Here is an 18,442-nt window from a genome sequence, read left to right on the forward strand (position 1 = left end):
TTTCCTTCGTTATTAAACTCCCACAAATTATGAATTTTAGGCACTTAACATACCTTATATTTCTTTTAACTTTTTTCATAACCTACTCAACCCAACAAATTTATCCCTGCGCATATACACCGGAACCAAACAGAACGAGCATCACTTTTTTCAATCCTGATCTATTTACAGATTCTACCTATAGAGCTTGTTATTTAGACGCTTCTTATTATATGCCTGACGAGTATTATGCCCCGTCAGAAATCCGGTACAAGGTTAATTTGTTGGAATGGCAGCGTTATTTTAACGGAGAAGCGGACATTGCCGCTTTAACGGAAGTTATTTACAATACCAAAGCGGAAACCCTTGAAAATGAGGTGTTGCCGGTATTTGTGAAAAATTTACCCCCAAACCGCGAAATCACAAAAAACAAGTTTCTGTCGTTGCTCTATCAACGCAAAGACCTCGAAACACTTCAGTATCTGATATTTGCCAAACGCTGCGAACCGCAGGTACAATCCGGTCTTGGATATTGGAGCGAACCCGAAAGAGATGCCGCTCAAATGGAAAATCTCGTTAAAAAAGGGTTAAAAGCATACGATTCGACCTATTCTTCTTTTTTAAAGCTGCGTTATGCCTTTCAGATAGTCCGGCTTCTGCATTATAGCGGCAAATACACGGATTGTATTGAGCATTATGACCGGCAGATTACCCCTTTACAGACTTCCAAACAAGATAATTCGGTTTCAAACAGCCTGATTGCCGGATGGGCATTAGCCCTGAAAGCAGGAGCTTTGCTACATACGGGATATGCTGCCGATGCGATGTATCAATTTTCGAAAGTTTTTGAGCTTTTTCCACAGAGTCGCGAGTTAGCTATCCGCAATTTTACCTACGGAAATGAAGATATTTGGCAGCAAATGCTGGATTTGGGAAAAACCCCGGACGAAAAAGCCAATTTATGGCTGCTGCGTGCTTTACAAAACACCACTTTTGATTTAGACCCGTTAAAAGAAATTTGCGCTATTGCTCCAAATTCTGTTTTGGCAGAAATAGAATTAATCAGACAGGTTAATTTGATTGAAAGATATTGGCTCACTCCAAAATTGACAGAACCCATGCCGTTTGGAGAAGAGCTTTTTGAAACAGATTTTTCCGAATCCGAAACTTCGGTTTCTTTTTGGCAAAAGGTAAAATCCTTTTTTAAAAAAATTTGGCAATCCATCAGAGCGATGTTCGGGATTTCCGAAAAAACAAATTCAGAAGACGATTCGGCAGCTTCCGGTTATTCCGAAGAATTGAAAGAATTTGCACTGACTTTTTTAAAAAAACATCAAGTTCCCAATTCTGATTTATGGCATACCGTTGCCGCCTATATGTCTTATCTCCAAAAAAACTACCGGCAATGTTATCAGTTGTTAGACAAAGTAACCGGTGCAAATAAAAAAATTCAGCAGCAGGCAAACCTGGTTTATGCGCTTGCCCGTTTGGAAGAATCCGGTACCCTTGATCCGGAACTGGAAAGTCTGTTTGTCTATGCACTTCAGGGGTTGCCGCAACCTGAATACGAATACGATAATTACGGTATTTTTTCGAGAGTACTCACCAAACTTGCCACGACTTATTTGCAAAACGGAAATACTGCCCTTGCCGTTCTTTGTTTTGATAAAGCCAAAGAAACATCCACAGCCAATGCCGTACTCGATTTTTATTCGACCGATGCCGGTTTGGATTCTCTTTTGAGTTTGGTAAATCAACCACAAAAAACTCCGTTTGAATCCTTTTTGCTTAACAACAGCCGATTTTCAGTTCCTTTTTTAAAGGATGTGAAAGCTACTAAGTTAATGCGAAAATTGCATTTTGAAGAAGCACTGAAAATTTATAAAGAAATCCCAAAAACATATTGGGAGAAAAAACCGGACGAGGACGATTATTATTATGAAAACTATAACCACTTTTTCTGCGATTTAAAAACGGACAGCAGCTCTATCTTAAACCGTATCTACGATTGGTCAAATGAAAACCACGAAATGGAAGAAAGTGAGTTGCAAAACGAAGCAGACACCATCTTTTCGTGCAATAAAATGGAATTTGCAGACAGAATCGTTCAATTGGAAAGAAAAGCTGTTGAAGCGCCTCAGTCTGCCGATTTGTATTACTATGAAATAGCAGGTGGTTTTTTCAACACCCCATTTTGGGGATATAACGGTGCTATTTGGGAGGGTTCTTTAGTATCTACTCTTAATTATTATTTCGACTATACGCCCGGATATTATCCGGTCAATATTCCGGGAATTGCCGAAAAAATTTATGAAGCCGAAAAACAGTTTATCGCCGAATACGGAACCAGAGAGGTTGCCATCAGTTATTACGAAAAGGTGATGAAGATGACCAAAAATCAGGAATTGGCGGCACAATCCGCTTACTTGTCGGCCTTGTCCAAACAAGAACCGCTATCAACCCTTCACGAAGGAGATTTTAAAGACAAAACCCATCTTAAATTGCTGAGCGACAAGTATCAGAATACCGCTTTTTACCGGTACATCTCCCGCACATGTCCGGGAATTGGAGAGTTTTAAGTCCGGGAAACTGCTGTTGTGTGTCAGGCTTCTTTCATTCTTCATAAGATAGTTCAAGCTGTCCAACCTTAATTTGTTTGTTCTCTTGTCTGTCGTTAATATACTCCTTAATACAGTTGGCAACATATTCGCCAAGTTTTACAGGGACTGCATTTCCTATAATTTGTTCAAGGTCTGTCTTACTGCCGTTAAGAATGAAGTATTCCGGAAATGTTTGAATTAAACTTCTCTCTTTGGTAGTTAACGGTCTTACTTTGTCTGAAATTTCAACAGGGTCGCCTTCGTGTTTTGAGTAACCTTTTGGAATTGGTCTATTAACTCCACGAATAGTCGGGCTTGGTTCGTAAATACTGAAAATACCACGTCTTACATAGCTTCTTGGGTGTCGGTAGTAATATTCAATGCCTAATGAATTACCAAAAAAGTCAAACAAAGTCATTTGTTTGTTTGACAAATTTTTGTTGAAGTATGGAGTTAGAAAATTGTCAGGAGAATGTTTGTGCCCAACCAAGAAGAAACGCTTTCTTGATTGCGGAACTCCACAAAAACTTGCATCCAAAACTTGATATGAAATTCCGTATCCTGCTTTCTTGAAAATTTGTATCGCTTCTTTTAGAATACGGCTTTTGATAATTCGTTCAACATTCTCCATAACAAACCATTCAGGTTTTGCAGCCACTACAATATTAGCGTAAGATATTGTTAAGTCTGCCCTCCCCAAAGTTTCATCTCGTTTTCCTGCACTTGAAAAATCCTGGCAAGGAGGTCCGCCAATAATCATTTTTGGATTAAGGCTTTTTACAAATTCAAGTCCTTCTATGCTCCCTAAATCAATATCGTAAATTGGGTGATTGAAATTATCTCTATATACTTTTACTGCCGGCTCCCATTTGTCAAAAGCCGCCAAGATTTCAAAACCTGCATTTTGAAAACCAAGCGACAAACCGCCACAACCCGAAAATAAATCTACTGTTTCCATTAGGTGAATAGTTCTGGTGAGTTGTAAATAATCGCATCAAATCTTCTTTCAGGACTTAATAAGTTCTGCCCACCACCAAGAATTATTTTCCTGATTTCCTTCTTTTCTATTCTCGGTTTTGTCAGTTCGGCACAAGTCATATACCTATGTGTAATTCTTCCACTAACTGCAAAGGCCTTATCGTTCTTCGTATTGTAAGAAAGTTCGTCTATGATTTTATGGTGATTGATTTGACCCTGTTTGGAAAAGTCATAAAGCATTTTGAAAAGCCAAATAATAGTTCTTACATGTCGGGTGATTCTGTTTACTCCTTCGGATAGTTCACCCCTTGCAACATCAACAAATAGTTGAGTGAATGCAAAGTTAGACCACATGAAAACATCTAAACAGTTGTCGGCAAGTTTTGGGGATTTTCCATTAGTTTTCCATATTGGTTGCATTATTAATGGTTCTTGCTTTTCTAAAACCGATAATACAATTCGGTCAATAACAGCAATCATTTCTGAAATATAAGACCATACAGAAACCCCATCAGTCCAATCAGTGATTTCGTCAAACTGACTGCCAATAAGCGTGGAAAGCTGCTTTTTGTTGTCTTTAAAGTTTGCAGCGATACTACAAGCTAAGTAAACAATTGTGTCTGGTCTTATAACAATTTCACAACCGTAGTATTCTTCACTAAGTACACAAGTTGAATTGTCAGGAAGTGCGGTTAATTTCACTTCAATCGGTCGTAAACATTGTCCGTTACTTCTTAGTTGAGTAACTAAATCAACTCTTGGTAACGAGCCAATAACTAATTGTTGATATGGAGTGTAAGGGCTTTCAAATGAGAAAAATAAATCGTCTGAACTTGGTTCTATTCCATAGAGTTCTTTTGCAGAGATTTTTTTGTGCTTAACTTTTAATTCCTTATCAAGATAGAAATATACATTTTCTAAATTCCTTGAGGCAAGGAAATTTGTCAAACCCACAGGAAATGATGAGTTAAACTGGTTTTTCCCCCAAGTTTCGGCTTGGGTAAAGTCCCTGTTTGAATATTTTACTCCGAAAAGTCCGGGTTTTTGCTTTGTCATTCTGTTAACCTATAGAATTCAAATAGGACAAAATAGTTTGTTGGGTTGTCTGTAAATAAGTCAAATTTGTAAACGATTTTCAGTCGGTTGTGTCGGTTTATATCCTTGCAACCAAAACCTGCAGACACTATTTCTATTGCGCGAGCTGGTAAATATCGGGATAGTTTCTCCCTAAACCATCGTAGTCCAAACCATAACCAACCACGAACTTGTTTTCGATGTTTATTCCGCAATAATCAATCGGCAGGTCAGGATGCAGCAAGGCTTCGGGTTTGTGTAGCAAGCAGGCCACTTTGACAGAAACTGGCCGGTACTTCGCCAATTGCGGCAGCAGTTGCGCAATAGTATGTCCGGTGTCAATGATGTCTTCGACAATAATTATGGAACGATTGTGCAGACCATTGCTGTTTATCGGAAAATCGAACAGTACATTGCCGCTCGAATTGGTGCCCTGATAAGAACTTGCCTTGATAAAAGCCACCTCGCTATCTATTGTCAGGGCGCGCATTAAATCGGCAGCAAAAATAAAAGCGCCGTTTAACATGGGGATCAGTAAAGGGGTCTGCCCTTCAAAATCGCGGTCAATTGCCCGGGCAACCGAATTAACGGCATCCTGAATTTGTTGCCTCGAAATAAACAGTTCAAAGTTTTTGTCGTGGATGGTGATCATGCAATTAGCCGTTTTATTTACGGCAAAGTTAAACAAAAGATGTCATCTTTAGAGCAACCGTACAAAGGCAACCGGTCTGCTTTGTCTAAAAAGGATACCGGAGTTAACCTGTAACCGCAGTTAATCTGAAACAGGGGGCTATTCCGATTCGTTTGCGGGATTCCGGTGCTCAAAAGCCAACCCATACATTCGAGCTACCGTGTGGAGAAAGTTTATTTCCTCTTTTTTACCGGCTTCCTGTTTCTTGATTCCGGAGCTTGGGTATTGGTCTGACGGGAGATAGACTATGGTTCGGGGCGGAATGGTATCTTTCTTGTTAAATCCGTTCAGCCTGATGATTTTTTCCAGTTCTGCCCCACAAATCTGCGCAATTTGTTCGGGAGTTATTTTACAATTGAAGAAAACCGTTTTCATTCCGTTAAAACTCATCGGGGTCAGGACAAAATTTTCGGCACAATCGCCTTCCGGTAAATTTGCCTGCCGGTCGAACCTGTCTAAATGATGGGTTTCTATCGTATGAATCAATTGACGGGCATAAGTCGGCTCGGTGGCATATCCTGCCTCCTGCAACCCTTTTGACCAAAGCACATAGTCCGTACTGTTTAACCTGAACAAATCGTCATATCTCCTATGATTTATCAAAAAATCAGAGTGGTCGGTAAAAGAATCTTTCACGCTATTGTATTTTCTGAAACAGTCCCGTTCTTCGTCGTCGCTTGCAAAGACCTGCCTGCCTGTCCATCCTTTATGGCATTTTATTCCGAAATGGTTTTGGGCTTTTACCGCAAGATAGCTTTTACCCGATTTGGATTCGATGATTCCCTGTGCAAGAATGATGCTTGCAGGTATCTTGGTTCTCCTCATTTCTGACATTGCAATATCTTTGTATCGTTCGATGTATTGAACTGCCAACATTGCTTCGGTTTTTCCGGTCTCAGACTGTCGTACTTTGATGGAATAGCCGGTTGCGAGTACCAGCGCAATCAAACAACAGGCAATTAGCCCTCGTTTCATTGTTGTTTTTTGTGGGTTCATTTCTTATAGCTGCCGCCGATTGCGTTTAACACCGGGCTATTTTTTAAAGGTTTTGGGGGCTATTCTGACCGGAGATGTTCTCAGGTAAATTTTCCGGCCGGCTTCGGGCTGCATGGTTTCCGGCATTTTGTTGATTTGGTATAGTGCCGCTAATTTTATCCCGTATAGTTGTGCAATTTCCCACATCGTTTGTTTATCTGCGACAATATGGTATTTCGTCTTTTTCCGGCTTTGTTCGTGTTTCGATGCCAAAAAGATATTGGTTTTAGCAGGAATTAAAGTGTTCTTCTCTAAATCGTTAAAGTCGAGAATGGCTGAAATTGGGTAATGATAGGTTTGTGCAATTTGGTCGGGAAAGACAGAATATGGAAAGCAAACAGCCTTGATTCCGTTTTTGATAAACTCCTTTTGTTTGGAAACCGGACGGTTAGCTTTTGCAACCACGGGTTGAATGTTCTGTTCTGTTAATCCGGTTTGGGAATGCTGCCCCATCTCATTTTCGGATACCTTAACGGTTCCATGCCCTAAAGGGTCAACAAGATTAGTCTGTGTTGATGCTGCCGCAGAGGTAGCCGGAGTTGATGCAATTCCGGTATAATCCGTAACCATCTGTTTTCTGTTTTGAGCGGCATATAACTCAGGATTAAACGAGGGATTCAACTGCCTTCCTACTCCATCCGAATATAGTTTATTTTGATGATTGTCTGTTAGAAACCTTAGTTCACAGACCTGTTTGGAAGGTTGTTGTTTGCTGTTTTTCCTGTCCGACAGGTTTGTTTCTGCTTTTTCCTTTTGGTTTCCTTCTGATGAGGAAAATTCGGGAGTGGTAATGATTTGCAGGTCCGCCGTTTTTTCGGTAATAACCGGTTCGGGCATCAGAACATCGAAAGCAAACAACTTATAGGTCTTGATTAACCGCACTATTTTTTCCTTATACTTAGGGTCGGTGGCATACCCTGCTTTTTTTAACCCCTCTGCCCATCCCAAATAATCTCCGGCAGGCAATAAAAATAAAAAGGCATAGCGGTCGCGGGTCAGTAAAAACTCGGAATGGTCTTTATAAGATTCGGAAGCGTTGGGATATTTTCTGAAACACTCATTCGGCGAGTCGTCTGTATATAAAATAGTATCTCCTGTCCATTCGGTTTTACATTTGATTCCAAAATGGTTGTTGGCTTCCCTTGCCAGAATACTTTGCCCAAAACCGGACTCAAACATGCCCTGCGCCAGTTTAATGCTTGCCGGAATTCCGGTTCGGTGCATTTCTTCAACAGCTAAATCTTTAAACTCATCCAGATAGTTTAACGCTCTGGTATGGTTAGCGGCATCTGTAAGCTCAAAGGCTTCTAAACAGGCAGTCGTTAAAAATAAAAGGGCGATAAAAATGGTAAAGTGTCTGCTCATAGTGGTGTTTTAGATTGACTTGTCCGGCACTTTGCAAGCACGCAAAAACTGTTCCCAATATTTTTTAATTGAGCGTAATTTTTAACCCTTGACTATGAAACTCAGCTATTAGCTTCGAAGATGCGGCAATGCACGAAGCGTTATTTTCCTGCAAAAGGAACCCCGTTGTTTCCCACTTCTTCGGCGCATTCACAGATTATCCGGCAGGCATCTGCTATTTGTTGAGGGGTTATGGTCAAAGGGGGGGCAATGCGAAGGCAGTTATCGGCAAACAAAAACCAATCGGTGATGACTCCTTTTTGAATACACCGGTCTATGACTTGTTTGGTAAAACTAAAATCCACAAACTCAACAGCAATCAGCAATCCGGCACTTCGCACCGATTTGATGGCGGGATGTATCAATTGTTGACGGAACAACTGCTCCTTTTGTTTGACTTCCTGTATATAGTTCTCGCGCAGCAAAACCCGAAGGGTGGCCAAACTTGCGGCACAGGAAACAGGATGTCCCCCAAAGGTGGTGATATGTCCTAAAACGGGGTTATTGGTCAGTACGGACATGATATTATGTGAAGCTATAAAAGCACCAAGCGGCATTCCTCCGCCCATTCCTTTGGCCAACAGCAAAATATCGGGCACTACTTCCGATTGTTCAAAAGCGAACAGCGTTCCGGTTCGTCCGTAGCCGGTTTGAATTTCGTCAAACACCAGCAATGCTCCAACCTGAGAACAACGGTCTCTTAGTGCTTTCAGAAAACCGGTTTTAGGAACAATCACTCCTGCTTCCGCCTGAACCGGTTCTGCAACCACACAGGCAGTATGATGGTTGATTTGAGCCAGTTGTTCAAAGTTGTTATAATCCAAATGACAAACATCGGGCAAAAGAGGGCGGTAGTTTTGTTTAAAATATTCGCTGCCAATTATGCTCAAAGCACCATGGGTGCTGCCGTGGTAGGAATTTTTAAAGGCGACCAATCCGGTTCGTCCGGTATAGCGTTTGGCCAACTTCAAAGCGCCTTCGGTGGCTTCGGCACCTGAATTGACAAAATAAACACTGCCAAGTTCAGAAGGCAGGTGTTTGGTCAGTAACGAAGCAAGTTCGGTTTGGGGCGCAGTGATATATTCACCATAAACCATCAGGTGCATATAGGTTGCTGCTTGTAGCTGAACAGCGGCGACCACTTCGGGATGACAATGTCCCAGATTGCTCACACTAATTCCTGCAATCAGGTCAGCATACTGTTTGCCCGAAGGGCTGTAAAGGTATATACCTTCTGCACGGCAAATTTCGAGCATCAGGGGTGCATCGCTTGTTTGGGCGATATGTTGTAAAAACAATTGTCTTTGTGTGAGCGCCATTTTACGTTTCAGGCAAAGTTGAGAAAAACATTCGGGTTGGGTGCGGGAAATCAATCAGCGGGTTCAATACAGAAGTAATTGCCCTCCTTTTGTTTTGCAAGATGTACAAAAGGGTTTAATTTTTCAACCTGCCTCCAACAACACAGGTTTTTTTAATTTTCTGAACGTCTCCATCCAGATTAAAAAGCTCTATAAATATGACATAAATTCCCAGGGGGGCTTTTTCGGCGTTTTCGGTCATGCCGTTCCATTTGTAAAAACCCTGAATGCCCAAAATCTCGTTTTTAGCCAACCGGCGGATTTCCTGGCCGCGCTCATTAAAAATGGTGATATTTGCCGTATAACCGGGGTCGGACAATTGATAGGTGATGAGGGTAAAATCATCGTTACCGTCATCGTCTGGCGAAAAAGAGGGCGGAGAGATTGTAAAGGACAGGTCGTTATAGTCGGGGTTGGCGGTCTGAGAATTGACATAAGAAGGCGTTCCGTAACAAAAGGAAGCAGCAGCCGATTGCCAGTTGTCAGGACCGTTTGAAGGGGCATTGTAGCTCACCCTTTCTAAGGCCACTCCGTCTTTCTTATCTATAATTTCGTTGTGCCAGTCATCCAGATAATCTACACGATCAATCACAACTGTTGAAAGCAAATCGGTGATGGCAACCGTTCCTTCGTTGTCGGGCATTGCAGGCAGGGGTATTTGTATGAATTTTGAAACATGAAGCGGGTTGCCACAGTTTCCATAGACCTGAAAAATGTTTTCTATATCGGGAGTCAATGCCACAAATCCACCGGGCAAAAGAGAATAGGATTCTGTGCTGATCAATTCATGACCGGTAAGTGTATCGGGCACACCGGTCTGTGTATTGGCAATATACAAGTTGTTGAGGCTGATGATGTCGTTGGTGGGATTATACAGTTCTACGTAATCAGAACCACCGGTAACCGGATTAAACAAGATTTCATTGATCACGATATCGCCGGGGTTTGCGGTTCTCGCAAGACCAAAATCCGCCTGATTAAAAAGCGCTGCAATGCCGTTGCCGGCACAATCGGTTAACCCCGTACCAATGCTTATGGTATAAAGGATGTTTTCCTGCAAGGGGGAGGGAAGGGTAATTGCAACCGATTTAAAATCGTTGAGCGGCACAACCGCCGAAACCGGATTTCCTATTCCGTTATTGACGGTATATTGCAATACATCGGCAGCGCTTTGAATGTCAAGGGTTTCGTTAAAATAGAGCAACACCACCGTAGGGGATATTGCTTCGGCTCGCAACAAATCGGGCATTGACGTGTCGGGGTTATTTCCAAAAACCGAGTTTTCAGCTCCGGGTGTTCCTCCCGAAATTGCATCGGAGGCTTTCCAGTTGGCAGCTTCTTCACACGGATTTCCGGGGTCAATGAGTTCGAGCGTATAACCTCCCTCAGCTTTGACCGCATCGCGATACCAGCTTTTCAAATAATTGACTCCATGAATAGTAACCCCGTTGTTGTTGGTCAATAACAGGTTGTCGCCCGTAACATTGAGGGTAGGAAAACTGCTTACTCCCAACACAGGCACTCCCATGGCCAGCAGTTCGGCTGTTTGGGTAGAAGAACATAGCACTACAAAAGCTCCGGGCAGCAGCAAATAAGGAGTTAAGGTTGCCGAAGCAGTGGCATCGCTAAACTGCCATTGAGCCAGATCTATAACTTTGTCGCTCCGGTTAAACAGCTCTACAAAACGCACTTTTGGCAGGGTCAGGCTGGGATTTTGATATTGCAAGGGAGGATCTGTATCGGCATAAATTTCATTGATCAGCACGTCAAAAGGAAAAGCCTCCTGTCCAAGTCCGAACTGAATTTGCAGGTTTTGAGCAATATTTCCCGAACAATCCTGAATCTGACCAATTGTCAAGGTATATAACAGTCCTTCCACTATACCGGTACTGAACAGTAAGGTAACAGACTGAATATCTTCCAACACAGTAACTATATTGATGCCGCCGCCAAGCGAATAGTTTACAGGGTTTGACCATTCATCGCCTGTCAGGGGTTCAGAAAAAACGAGTTCTATTGCACTGTTGTTGACTAAAGCATACGAGGTTATTTGAGGAGGGGAGGTATCGGTTAAAACGCCTGTAACACTGTTGAGTACTCCGGGGGTTCCTCCCGAAGGATGCAGGGATGCTGTCCAGTTGTTGCTGCCGTTACAGGGGTTTGCCGGATCTATCCGCTCTAAAGACCACCCTCCTTCTTTTTTAAGGGTGTTGCCATACCAGGCATCTGAATAGCTGACCTGATCAATCAAAATTCCTTGCGGACTAATCAGGCTGAGGTTGCTGCCGGAGTTGGTCAGGTACGTGCTGCTGCTGAACAATCCGGTTGTCAGGCCAAAAGGGGAGTAAAGAGTCGAATTTGAACCTGAACAAACAATCAAATAGCCATTTGCAGGCAGGGTTACAGAAGGGAAAACAAATTCGATGGAAGGAAAGGTTTTGGTAAATCCCCATCCGGTCAGGTTGATGTCGAAATCCGTATTGTTGAAAAGTTCTACAAACTCAGCATCCGGTAATCCTACCTGAGGTGTTGGGTCGGCAAAAATTTCATTGATCAGCACATCTCCGGGTTGAATCCCGTAGTAAATAAAAGCTGCCTCTGCACTAAGCAGCGTATTGCCGGAAAAATCCTGAATCCCTGTAACCTGAAGCACATTGTTTTGCCCCGAAACAAAAGGATTGGCAAAGGTAAGTACGACCAAATAACCCGAAACAAGAGTTGCCGAAGCCGGATTGCTGCTTCCGTTGAGCAAATAATTGTTCAGATTTTGGGCAGAAGCCGGCAGCACATTTTCTGAAAAAACGAGGGTTACCGTAGTATCTGACGCTGCAAAAACCTCATTGATGGCCGGGGGGGTGTTATCAATAATCGGGTTTCCGATATAAATATCGTCAAAATAAAAGTTGGCGCTATTCGAGGCGGTATAATTGACCAAAAACCCGAATTGCGTGCCGAAGGTATAGGTTAGGTCGGTAGCGGTTCCTTCGGTCAGATAGAGTCCGGTAAGCCCGAAATCGCGTTGCAGAGTCCATAGCCCCGAAACAGCACGGGTAACTTTAATCCGCAAAAGATTGTTGGTAGTAACGGTCAGTCCATCAATGCCATCAATGAGCAATACTGCGGGAGCAGTGCCATCTTTTCGCCAAAGGCTCACTTCGTCCGGTGTTCCACCGATACGGACAAAATAACCGTTAGCACCTGATTTCAGGTCATCGGTATTTGAACTCAGATAAATATCGGCATAATTGTTTGAAGAAGTATTGAAACGAAGCCGGGCATAAAACTCCCATTGTACCTCGCTTTCTGACATATTGAGGGCCATCGGAGAAGTAAGTTGAACAGGAGAAGGGGTTGAGGCATTGGTTCGCAACTGTTGGGCATCTATGGTAAAATCTGCCAGGTCGCCATTCCATGGTGGGTTTTCTGAAAAATCGCCATCGGCAAAGTTGTCGCAAAGCTGATAAGTACCGGAAGTCAGTAAACTACAGTCTGAAACCGATTGAGCATACAGGACAAAAAAATTCACCCACAACAAACAAACAAACAGGATGCGGTACAACTGGCCCATATTTTTGACAAACCTTTGTAAAATGTGCAGATTTTTGCAAGCAAGGTAAGTAAATTTCCGTTATTGCAGGGAGTTTAAAAGCCCAAACAAGTTGTTATACATATAAAGATCAAACAAAAAGACACTCACAAATATTTAACAACCTACCAAAATAAAAAAGAGATGAAAACTTACAAAGCCTCGATGGATAGCTTAGTCAAAATTGTAACAATAGCCATTTTAGTTGTTTCCGGCTTCGCCTTTTTGAGTTCTTTAGTTTATATCATGAATTCGGAAAGCTCAGAATCCTGGGGAACCCTGCTGATTGTAGGCTTGTTGATCCTTATTTTTGGAATCACTTATACCTTAGCTCCACGGGCTTATTTGTTAGACAATGATTCCCTCACCATTGACCGTTTGTTGGCTCCGGTGGTTATTCCGCTTCAACAAATCTCTGAAGTATCAACACCTCCCTTAGAACGGTTTAACTATGCTGTCCGCCTGTTTGGTTCGGGCGGTTTTCTGGGCTACTTTGGTTTGTTCTGGGTGTCCAAAACCGGAAAGATGTGGTGGTATGCCACGCAGCGGAAAAATGTAATCATGGTAAAACTTACAAGCGGATCTCCAATCATCATTACCCCCGATGACTTCAGTTTAGCCGAAGAGTTACAAAAACATCAAACTGCTTTGGTTTCCTGATTTTACCTCCTCAAATTTGGCAAGTGTTGATGTCAGGGTAGGGATTTCCCAGTATCACCCTTAGGTTTGTGTTGCCACAGGTAATAGCATCTGTTGTTAAAGGCAGGGCATCATGAGGGCTGTTTAATCGGCATTTAATCATACCCGGGTAAAATTATTCTTTTCAAAAACCCAAATTACAGATTTCTTTTATTGCTTTCTATCTCAATGAACTCCGGCAAATAATTGGGAGTACACCCTTTTGATACCATTTCGCCTTTATAAAGTCCTGTTTTTTCCCCAATAGCGATACACCGCTTTCGATATTGTTTGTCAAAAACTCCAATCCATCCTGCGGTGAAATTCATTGCCCACTGAACTTCTGCTTCTTCATTGGCAATGGATACTTCTATTGTAGTCAGTAATTCTACGGTATTAGGAGGTGGGGGTTGACCTACCCATCTCAAACGCCCCTGGTAATACCAAAACGTCCTTCTTTGAAGCGCATAAGGACTGTTTTTCCATGATTCAATCAGTGCAATTGTTTTCTTGTCTTTGGTAAGTTGGTTGGCCATTAACCAGTCCATTAGCTGATTTCGTTCCTCAAACAGATGTACTTGCATATCCTTAACCAGATGATCAATTACTTCCGGTGAAAGTAGTTTAAGATCCATTATCAATATTGCCAATTGCATGGACAAAAACCTCCCTGTTGACCAAAGTTCCATAGCCAGAGCGTGATCTTTTTTGATTTCTTTAGCGATTTTCCGCAAGTCGCCAAGTTTGGTTTTATGATTGATCTGATCTAAAATAGTTTCTGCTTTTGAAGATAGTTTCATGTACCTCTTTTGGTTTGTTGATGCGAAATAAAAACCCTTTACTTTAAATAACCCTTCAACTGCCTTATTGTTAGATAGCTTTAAGATTGTTGATTACTGCGGGTCGTCTAATTGTTGCTCTTTTTTACAAAAATAGCAAATTGGGTAAATGTAACATGCATTTTAAACCCCAGTAAAGAGGATATGTATTTATTTGAAATCGCCGGCATTTCATACAGGGTTATTCATATTCTACACTGTCGGTTTTTTTGTCAAAACCCTTTGATTTTATAACTTTACGAACTAACAGAAAAAGGATTTAAATCTGTGACCAACAGGCCCTAATCCCGAAGGCGTTGAATGTGAATAACCGTATGTGAAAATAAGTGAAAAGTGAAAAACTAAAAGTGAAAAGTACCACAACCCCAAAGGGGTTGAAATTGAATAACCGTATGTGAAAATAAGTGAAAAGTGAAAAACTAAAAGTGAAAAGTACGACAACCCCGAAGGGGTTGAAAATGAATAATCGTATGTGAAAATAAGTGAAATGTGAAAAACTAAAAGTGAAAAGTACGACAACCCCGAAGGGATTGAATGTGAATAACCGTATGTGAAAATAAGTGAAAAGTGAAAAACTAAAAGTGAAAAGTACGACAACCCCGAAGGGATTGAATGTGAATAACCGTATGTGAAAATAAGTGAAAAGTGAAAAACTAAAAGTGAAAAGTACGACAACCCCGAAGGGGTAGAATGTGAATAACCGTATGTGAAAATAAGTGAAAAGTGAAAAACTAAAAGTGAAAAGTACGACAACCCCGAAGGGGTTGAATGTGAATAACCGTATGTGAAACCTACGGATATAAGTGAAAAGTAAGCCGTATGTGAACCCTATGGAAATCGGATGAACCCTACTAAAATTTCGGGCATCAATCATTAAAACTGATAGCCAACAACACTTTGCAATGGCTGCTTGTTATTCAGGCATGAAACAAATCATTATTGTTTGGTTTAGAAATGATTTGCGGTTACATGACAACGAAGTGCTGTTTCAGGCTGTTCAGGATGCCGATCAAATCATTCCGGTCTATTGTTTAGACCCCCGTCATTTTGAAACCACCAAATATGGATTTGCAAAAACCGGAGTTCACCGGATAAAATTTTTACTGGAAAGCCTGAAAGACCTTCGACATTTGTTGAGGGATGCCGGTGCAGATTTGTTGGTGCGTTGGGGCAAACCCGAAGAGATTCTTTTTGCTTTGGCTAAATATCACCGGGTCAAGGCGGTTTATTGCAATCAGGAAGTTACCGACGAAGAAAGCCGTGTTGAAGATGCCCTCGATCATCATCTTGCTACTATTAATGTGCCGTTGGAGTTTTTTTGGGGCAGTACGTTGTTTCATTTCGATGATTTGACAGCTACCCAATCGTTAGACAGACTTCCCGATGTGTTCACCCAATTCCGTCAGTTTGCCGAAACCAACCTGACGGTGCGCCCTTTGTTTAATACTCCCGGTCAAATTGAGCTGCCTCCGAATCTTTCTGCCGGAGAAATTCCTGAACTGAAAGACTTTCTCCTTTCAGAACCAGTTGCTGATTCAAGGGCGGTTCTGTCTTTTGCAGGCGGAGAAACACAAGCGCTGCTCCGGCTCAAATATTACCTTTGGGAAAAAGACTTGTTAAAAACTTACGAAGAATCCAGAAATGAACTCATAGGAGGCGACTACTCGACCAAACTCTCCCCTTGGTTAGCCTTAGGTTGCCTTTCTCCCAGACTGATTTTCGAGGAAGTAAAACGATATGAGCAGGATATAGTTAAAAACAAATCCACCTATTGGCTGATTTTTGAACTGATGTGGAGGGACTATTTCCGGTTTATCGCCATGAAATATGGCAACCTCCTTTTTAAAACTACCGGTATCAGACAAAAAACAGCAACCGGAAACAGGGATTGGGATCGGTTTAATCTTTGGGCACAGGGTAAGACCGGAATTCCGTTTATTGATGCCAATATGCGGGAGTTGAACGCTACAGGATTTATGAGCAACCGCGGAAGGCAAAACACTGCTAGTTTTTTAGTTCGGGATATGAACATCAACTGGCAAATGGGGGCCGCCTATTTTGAGTCTCGTCTCATTGATTATGATGTATGCAGCAATTACGGCAATTGGAACTATGTGGCTGGAATTGGAAACGACCCCCGCGAAAACCGGTATTTCAATATCTTGTCTCAGGCAAAAAGATACGACCCACAGGGTTTGTATGTCAAACGTTGGTGTCCGGAACTGAAAAAACTGCCTTCAACCCGTATTCACGAGCCGTATCTGTTGAATGAAGCAGAACAACGTTATGTTGGCGTTATAATTGGTAAAAACTATCCCGCACCTTGTATTGATACCGGAAAATGGGATCAACGCTAAAATCTGTTATAAAAAAAGCGGAATAAACTACCCGCATCAAAGGGGTGTTTATTCCGCTTTTCCAATTTGCAATTAACAACTAAAATGCTGTTCCTTTTTTTAAACGGCAACGAACAAATTACTGTTTTACAAATTTGGTGTTTTGGGTGGTTGTTCCGTTAGAAACAGAAACAATGTACATACCTGCTCTGTATGCGGTGATGTCCAAAGGAATATTTTTGTCGGAAGTGGTAAAGTTGGTTACCAATTTACCGGTTACATCATAAACTGAAACTTCGGTTTGGGGCGTAATGGTTTGCACGCTCAATTCCACAAAGTTGTTAGCCGGAACGGGTGAAACGCTTACACTGAAACTGTTGTCATAAACAGGATTTTCGATACCTACGCCACAAACACAACCTGAAGCTACTACAGCAATGTCATAAGGAGAATCAGACACTGAATAAGGCAAAGTAGCCGTAGGAAGGATGCTGGGTAAAAAGTCGCAAATCGCGCTCTCAACATCTTCGATAGAAATAGGACCCAAAACTCCGCTCAATACATCAAAAACTACTGCCAGGTCGGCAGGAGTGGGGATAGTAGGATACGTCAAAATGGGCAATAAAGGATTAATAGTTGCTGCAAGTGCATCAAGTTCAGACTGATTAAATGCAAAGGCGGTAAATTTGTAGGTTCCTGCGGGATATGGGTTTCCGGTGCCATCATCACCAAAATCATAAGTTCCGTCATCGCTGACACCTTGAATAATATCAACTAAAACTCCATCTACTAAGGTAGGAAAAGTAACCACTATTTTCCGGTTTGCAAATGTTCCCGGATCGTTCCAGTTGGTAATGAGTAAACAATCGGTTTGGCTTCCGTTCTGAAGAACGCAAATGGTAGGTTGTTCAGGATTGGGCGCTCCGCCAATGATTTCTGCAGCGCAATTAGGAGTTTGAGCATAGATGCTCATACCCATAAAAGCGGAAACGGTGAGTGTAAGTAACAGTTTCTTCATTTTGTGCTGTTTTATTTAGATGATTTAAGAAATTTAAAAATTAGCAAACAAAAGTAGGGTTTTTTGATTAATTCAAAGGCCTTAAAGTCCAAAAAATAATTTTTAAAATTGTCGTTAACATTTAGTTATGTTATTTTGTACGCTGTTGCAATAAAAAAGTGCCTTTATTTTGAAAAGTACCACACTTTTTATGCCATTTTTTAAAAAATAAATACAATGTGTTTTTTTCAACTTTGATCTCATGTCATTTATCGTTGTTTATATCACCGCTGCCGGTGAACAGGAAGCTAAAAATATCGCCGGCAGGTTATTGGAAAAACGGCTGATTGCCTGTGCCAATATTTTTCCCGTTCAAAGCACATATCATTGGCAGGGGGCACTTGTGGAAGATGCCGAGTTTGTGGCTTTGGTAAAAACCCGCTCCGAATTTTGGGAAATCGTGAAGGAAGAGGTATTGAAAACTCACAGCTATCAAACGCCCTGTATCATGAAGTTTGAGGTAGAAGCCAACCCCGAATATGAGCGTTGGATTTATAAAGAAACGCAGATTGACGGAGGGTTATGAGTTAACTGTGGTGAATTATAAATTCTACCACCCCTCTAAATCGAGTTCTGATTAACCAATAACAAGCCTCTGTGTTATTGTCTTAGCACTTATTAAAAAAACTAAATCTTTTTATGCTACCTTTGTAAGCACCTTTGTTATTACGTTTAATCTTATACAAACCGATATTAAAAGTCAGGGTAAACTGATAACCTGCAACCGGCATGTCAGAGTTGATATTTTGCACCAACACCCAAGGATAAACAGCACTTTTGCCAACAATTTGAACAAAGCGGCATTTAAAAAACCAATTATACGAACC

13 protein-coding genes are annotated in these 18,442 nt (G+C 41.7%); 4 read left to right on the top strand and 9 right to left on the bottom strand.

The window, feature by feature from the left end:
- Window positions 1-29: 29 nt before the first annotated feature.
- Window positions 30-2,558, top strand: coding sequence for a hypothetical protein (locus IPM47_04510; GenBank protein QQS30217.1), 2,529 nt, complete (start codon window positions 30-32; stop codon window positions 2,556-2,558).
- A gap of 34 nt (window positions 2,559-2,592) precedes the next feature.
- On the opposite strand, the gene IPM47_04515 is transcribed toward IPM47_04510, so the two are convergent.
- From IPM47_04515 to IPM47_04545, 7 genes are all read right to left on the bottom strand, one after another.
- Window positions 2,593-3,537: a DNA cytosine methyltransferase gene (locus IPM47_04515; GenBank protein QQS30218.1), complete on the bottom strand. Its 945-nt coding sequence runs from the start codon at window positions 3,535-3,537 to the stop codon at window positions 2,593-2,595.
- Window positions 3,537-4,613, bottom strand: coding sequence for a HindVP family restriction endonuclease (locus IPM47_04520; GenBank protein ID QQS30219.1), 1,077 nt, complete (start codon window positions 4,611-4,613; stop codon window positions 3,537-3,539). Before IPM47_04520 ends, IPM47_04515 begins: the two co-directional genes overlap by 1 nt.
- A 133-nt stretch (window positions 4,614-4,746) precedes the next feature.
- On the bottom strand, window positions 4,747-5,283 hold the full coding sequence (locus IPM47_04525; protein QQS30220.1) for a hypoxanthine phosphoribosyltransferase: 537 nt from the start codon (window positions 5,281-5,283) through the stop codon (window positions 4,747-4,749).
- 138 nt (window positions 5,284-5,421) lie between these two features.
- Window positions 5,422-6,297, bottom strand: a complete 876-nt coding sequence (locus IPM47_04530) for a glucosaminidase domain-containing protein (GenBank protein QQS30221.1) — start codon at window positions 6,295-6,297, stop codon at window positions 5,422-5,424.
- 57 nt (window positions 6,298-6,354) lie between these two features.
- Window positions 6,355-7,722 (bottom strand): glucosaminidase domain-containing protein, encoded by a 1,368-nt coding sequence (locus IPM47_04535; GenBank protein ID QQS30222.1) that lies wholly within the window; start codon window positions 7,720-7,722, stop codon window positions 6,355-6,357.
- Between the two features lie 140 nt (window positions 7,723-7,862).
- A complete protein-coding gene (locus tag IPM47_04540) occupies window positions 7,863-9,080 on the bottom strand; it encodes an aspartate aminotransferase family protein (protein QQS30223.1) in 1,218 nt (405 codons plus the stop codon).
- A gap of 115 nt (window positions 9,081-9,195) precedes the next feature.
- On the bottom strand, window positions 9,196-12,687 hold the full coding sequence (locus IPM47_04545) for a lamin tail domain-containing protein (protein ID QQS30224.1): 3,492 nt from the start codon (window positions 12,685-12,687) through the stop codon (window positions 9,196-9,198).
- Between the two features lie 162 nt (window positions 12,688-12,849).
- On the opposite strand from IPM47_04545, the gene IPM47_04550 reads away from it, so the two are divergent.
- The gene (locus IPM47_04550; protein ID QQS30225.1) at window positions 12,850-13,365 is read left to right on the top strand and encodes a hypothetical protein; all 516 of its coding nucleotides are present in this window, start codon (window positions 12,850-12,852) and stop codon (window positions 13,363-13,365) included.
- 176 nt (window positions 13,366-13,541) lie between these two features.
- Here the strand turns inward: IPM47_04550 and IPM47_04555 are convergent, their stop codons facing one another.
- Complete coding sequence (locus tag IPM47_04555; GenBank protein ID QQS30226.1) at window positions 13,542-14,183, bottom strand: DNA alkylation repair protein; 642 nt, start codon at window positions 14,181-14,183, stop codon at window positions 13,542-13,544.
- A 962-nt stretch (window positions 14,184-15,145) separates the two neighbouring features.
- On the opposite strand from IPM47_04555, the gene IPM47_04560 reads away from it, so the two are divergent.
- Window positions 15,146-16,579, top strand: coding sequence for a DASH family cryptochrome (locus tag IPM47_04560; GenBank protein QQS30227.1), 1,434 nt, complete (start codon window positions 15,146-15,148; stop codon window positions 16,577-16,579).
- A 118-nt stretch (window positions 16,580-16,697) separates the two neighbouring features.
- Here the strand turns inward: IPM47_04560 and IPM47_04565 are convergent, their stop codons facing one another.
- Entirely contained in the window at window positions 16,698-17,576 is an 879-nt protein-coding gene (locus tag IPM47_04565; GenBank protein ID QQS30228.1) for a T9SS type A sorting domain-containing protein, read from the bottom strand.
- Between the two features lie 241 nt (window positions 17,577-17,817).
- Here IPM47_04565 and IPM47_04570 point away from each other — a divergent pair, with 241 nt between their 5' ends.
- Window positions 17,818-18,141: a divalent-cation tolerance protein CutA gene (locus tag IPM47_04570; protein QQS30229.1), complete on the top strand. Its 324-nt coding sequence runs from the start codon at window positions 17,818-17,820 to the stop codon at window positions 18,139-18,141.
- The last annotated feature ends 301 nt before the right edge of the window (window positions 18,142-18,442 follow it).

The sequence above is a fragment of the Sphingobacteriales bacterium genome (assembly GCA_016700115.1).
Classification (GTDB): domain Bacteria; phylum Bacteroidota; class Bacteroidia; order Chitinophagales; family UBA2359; genus UBA2359.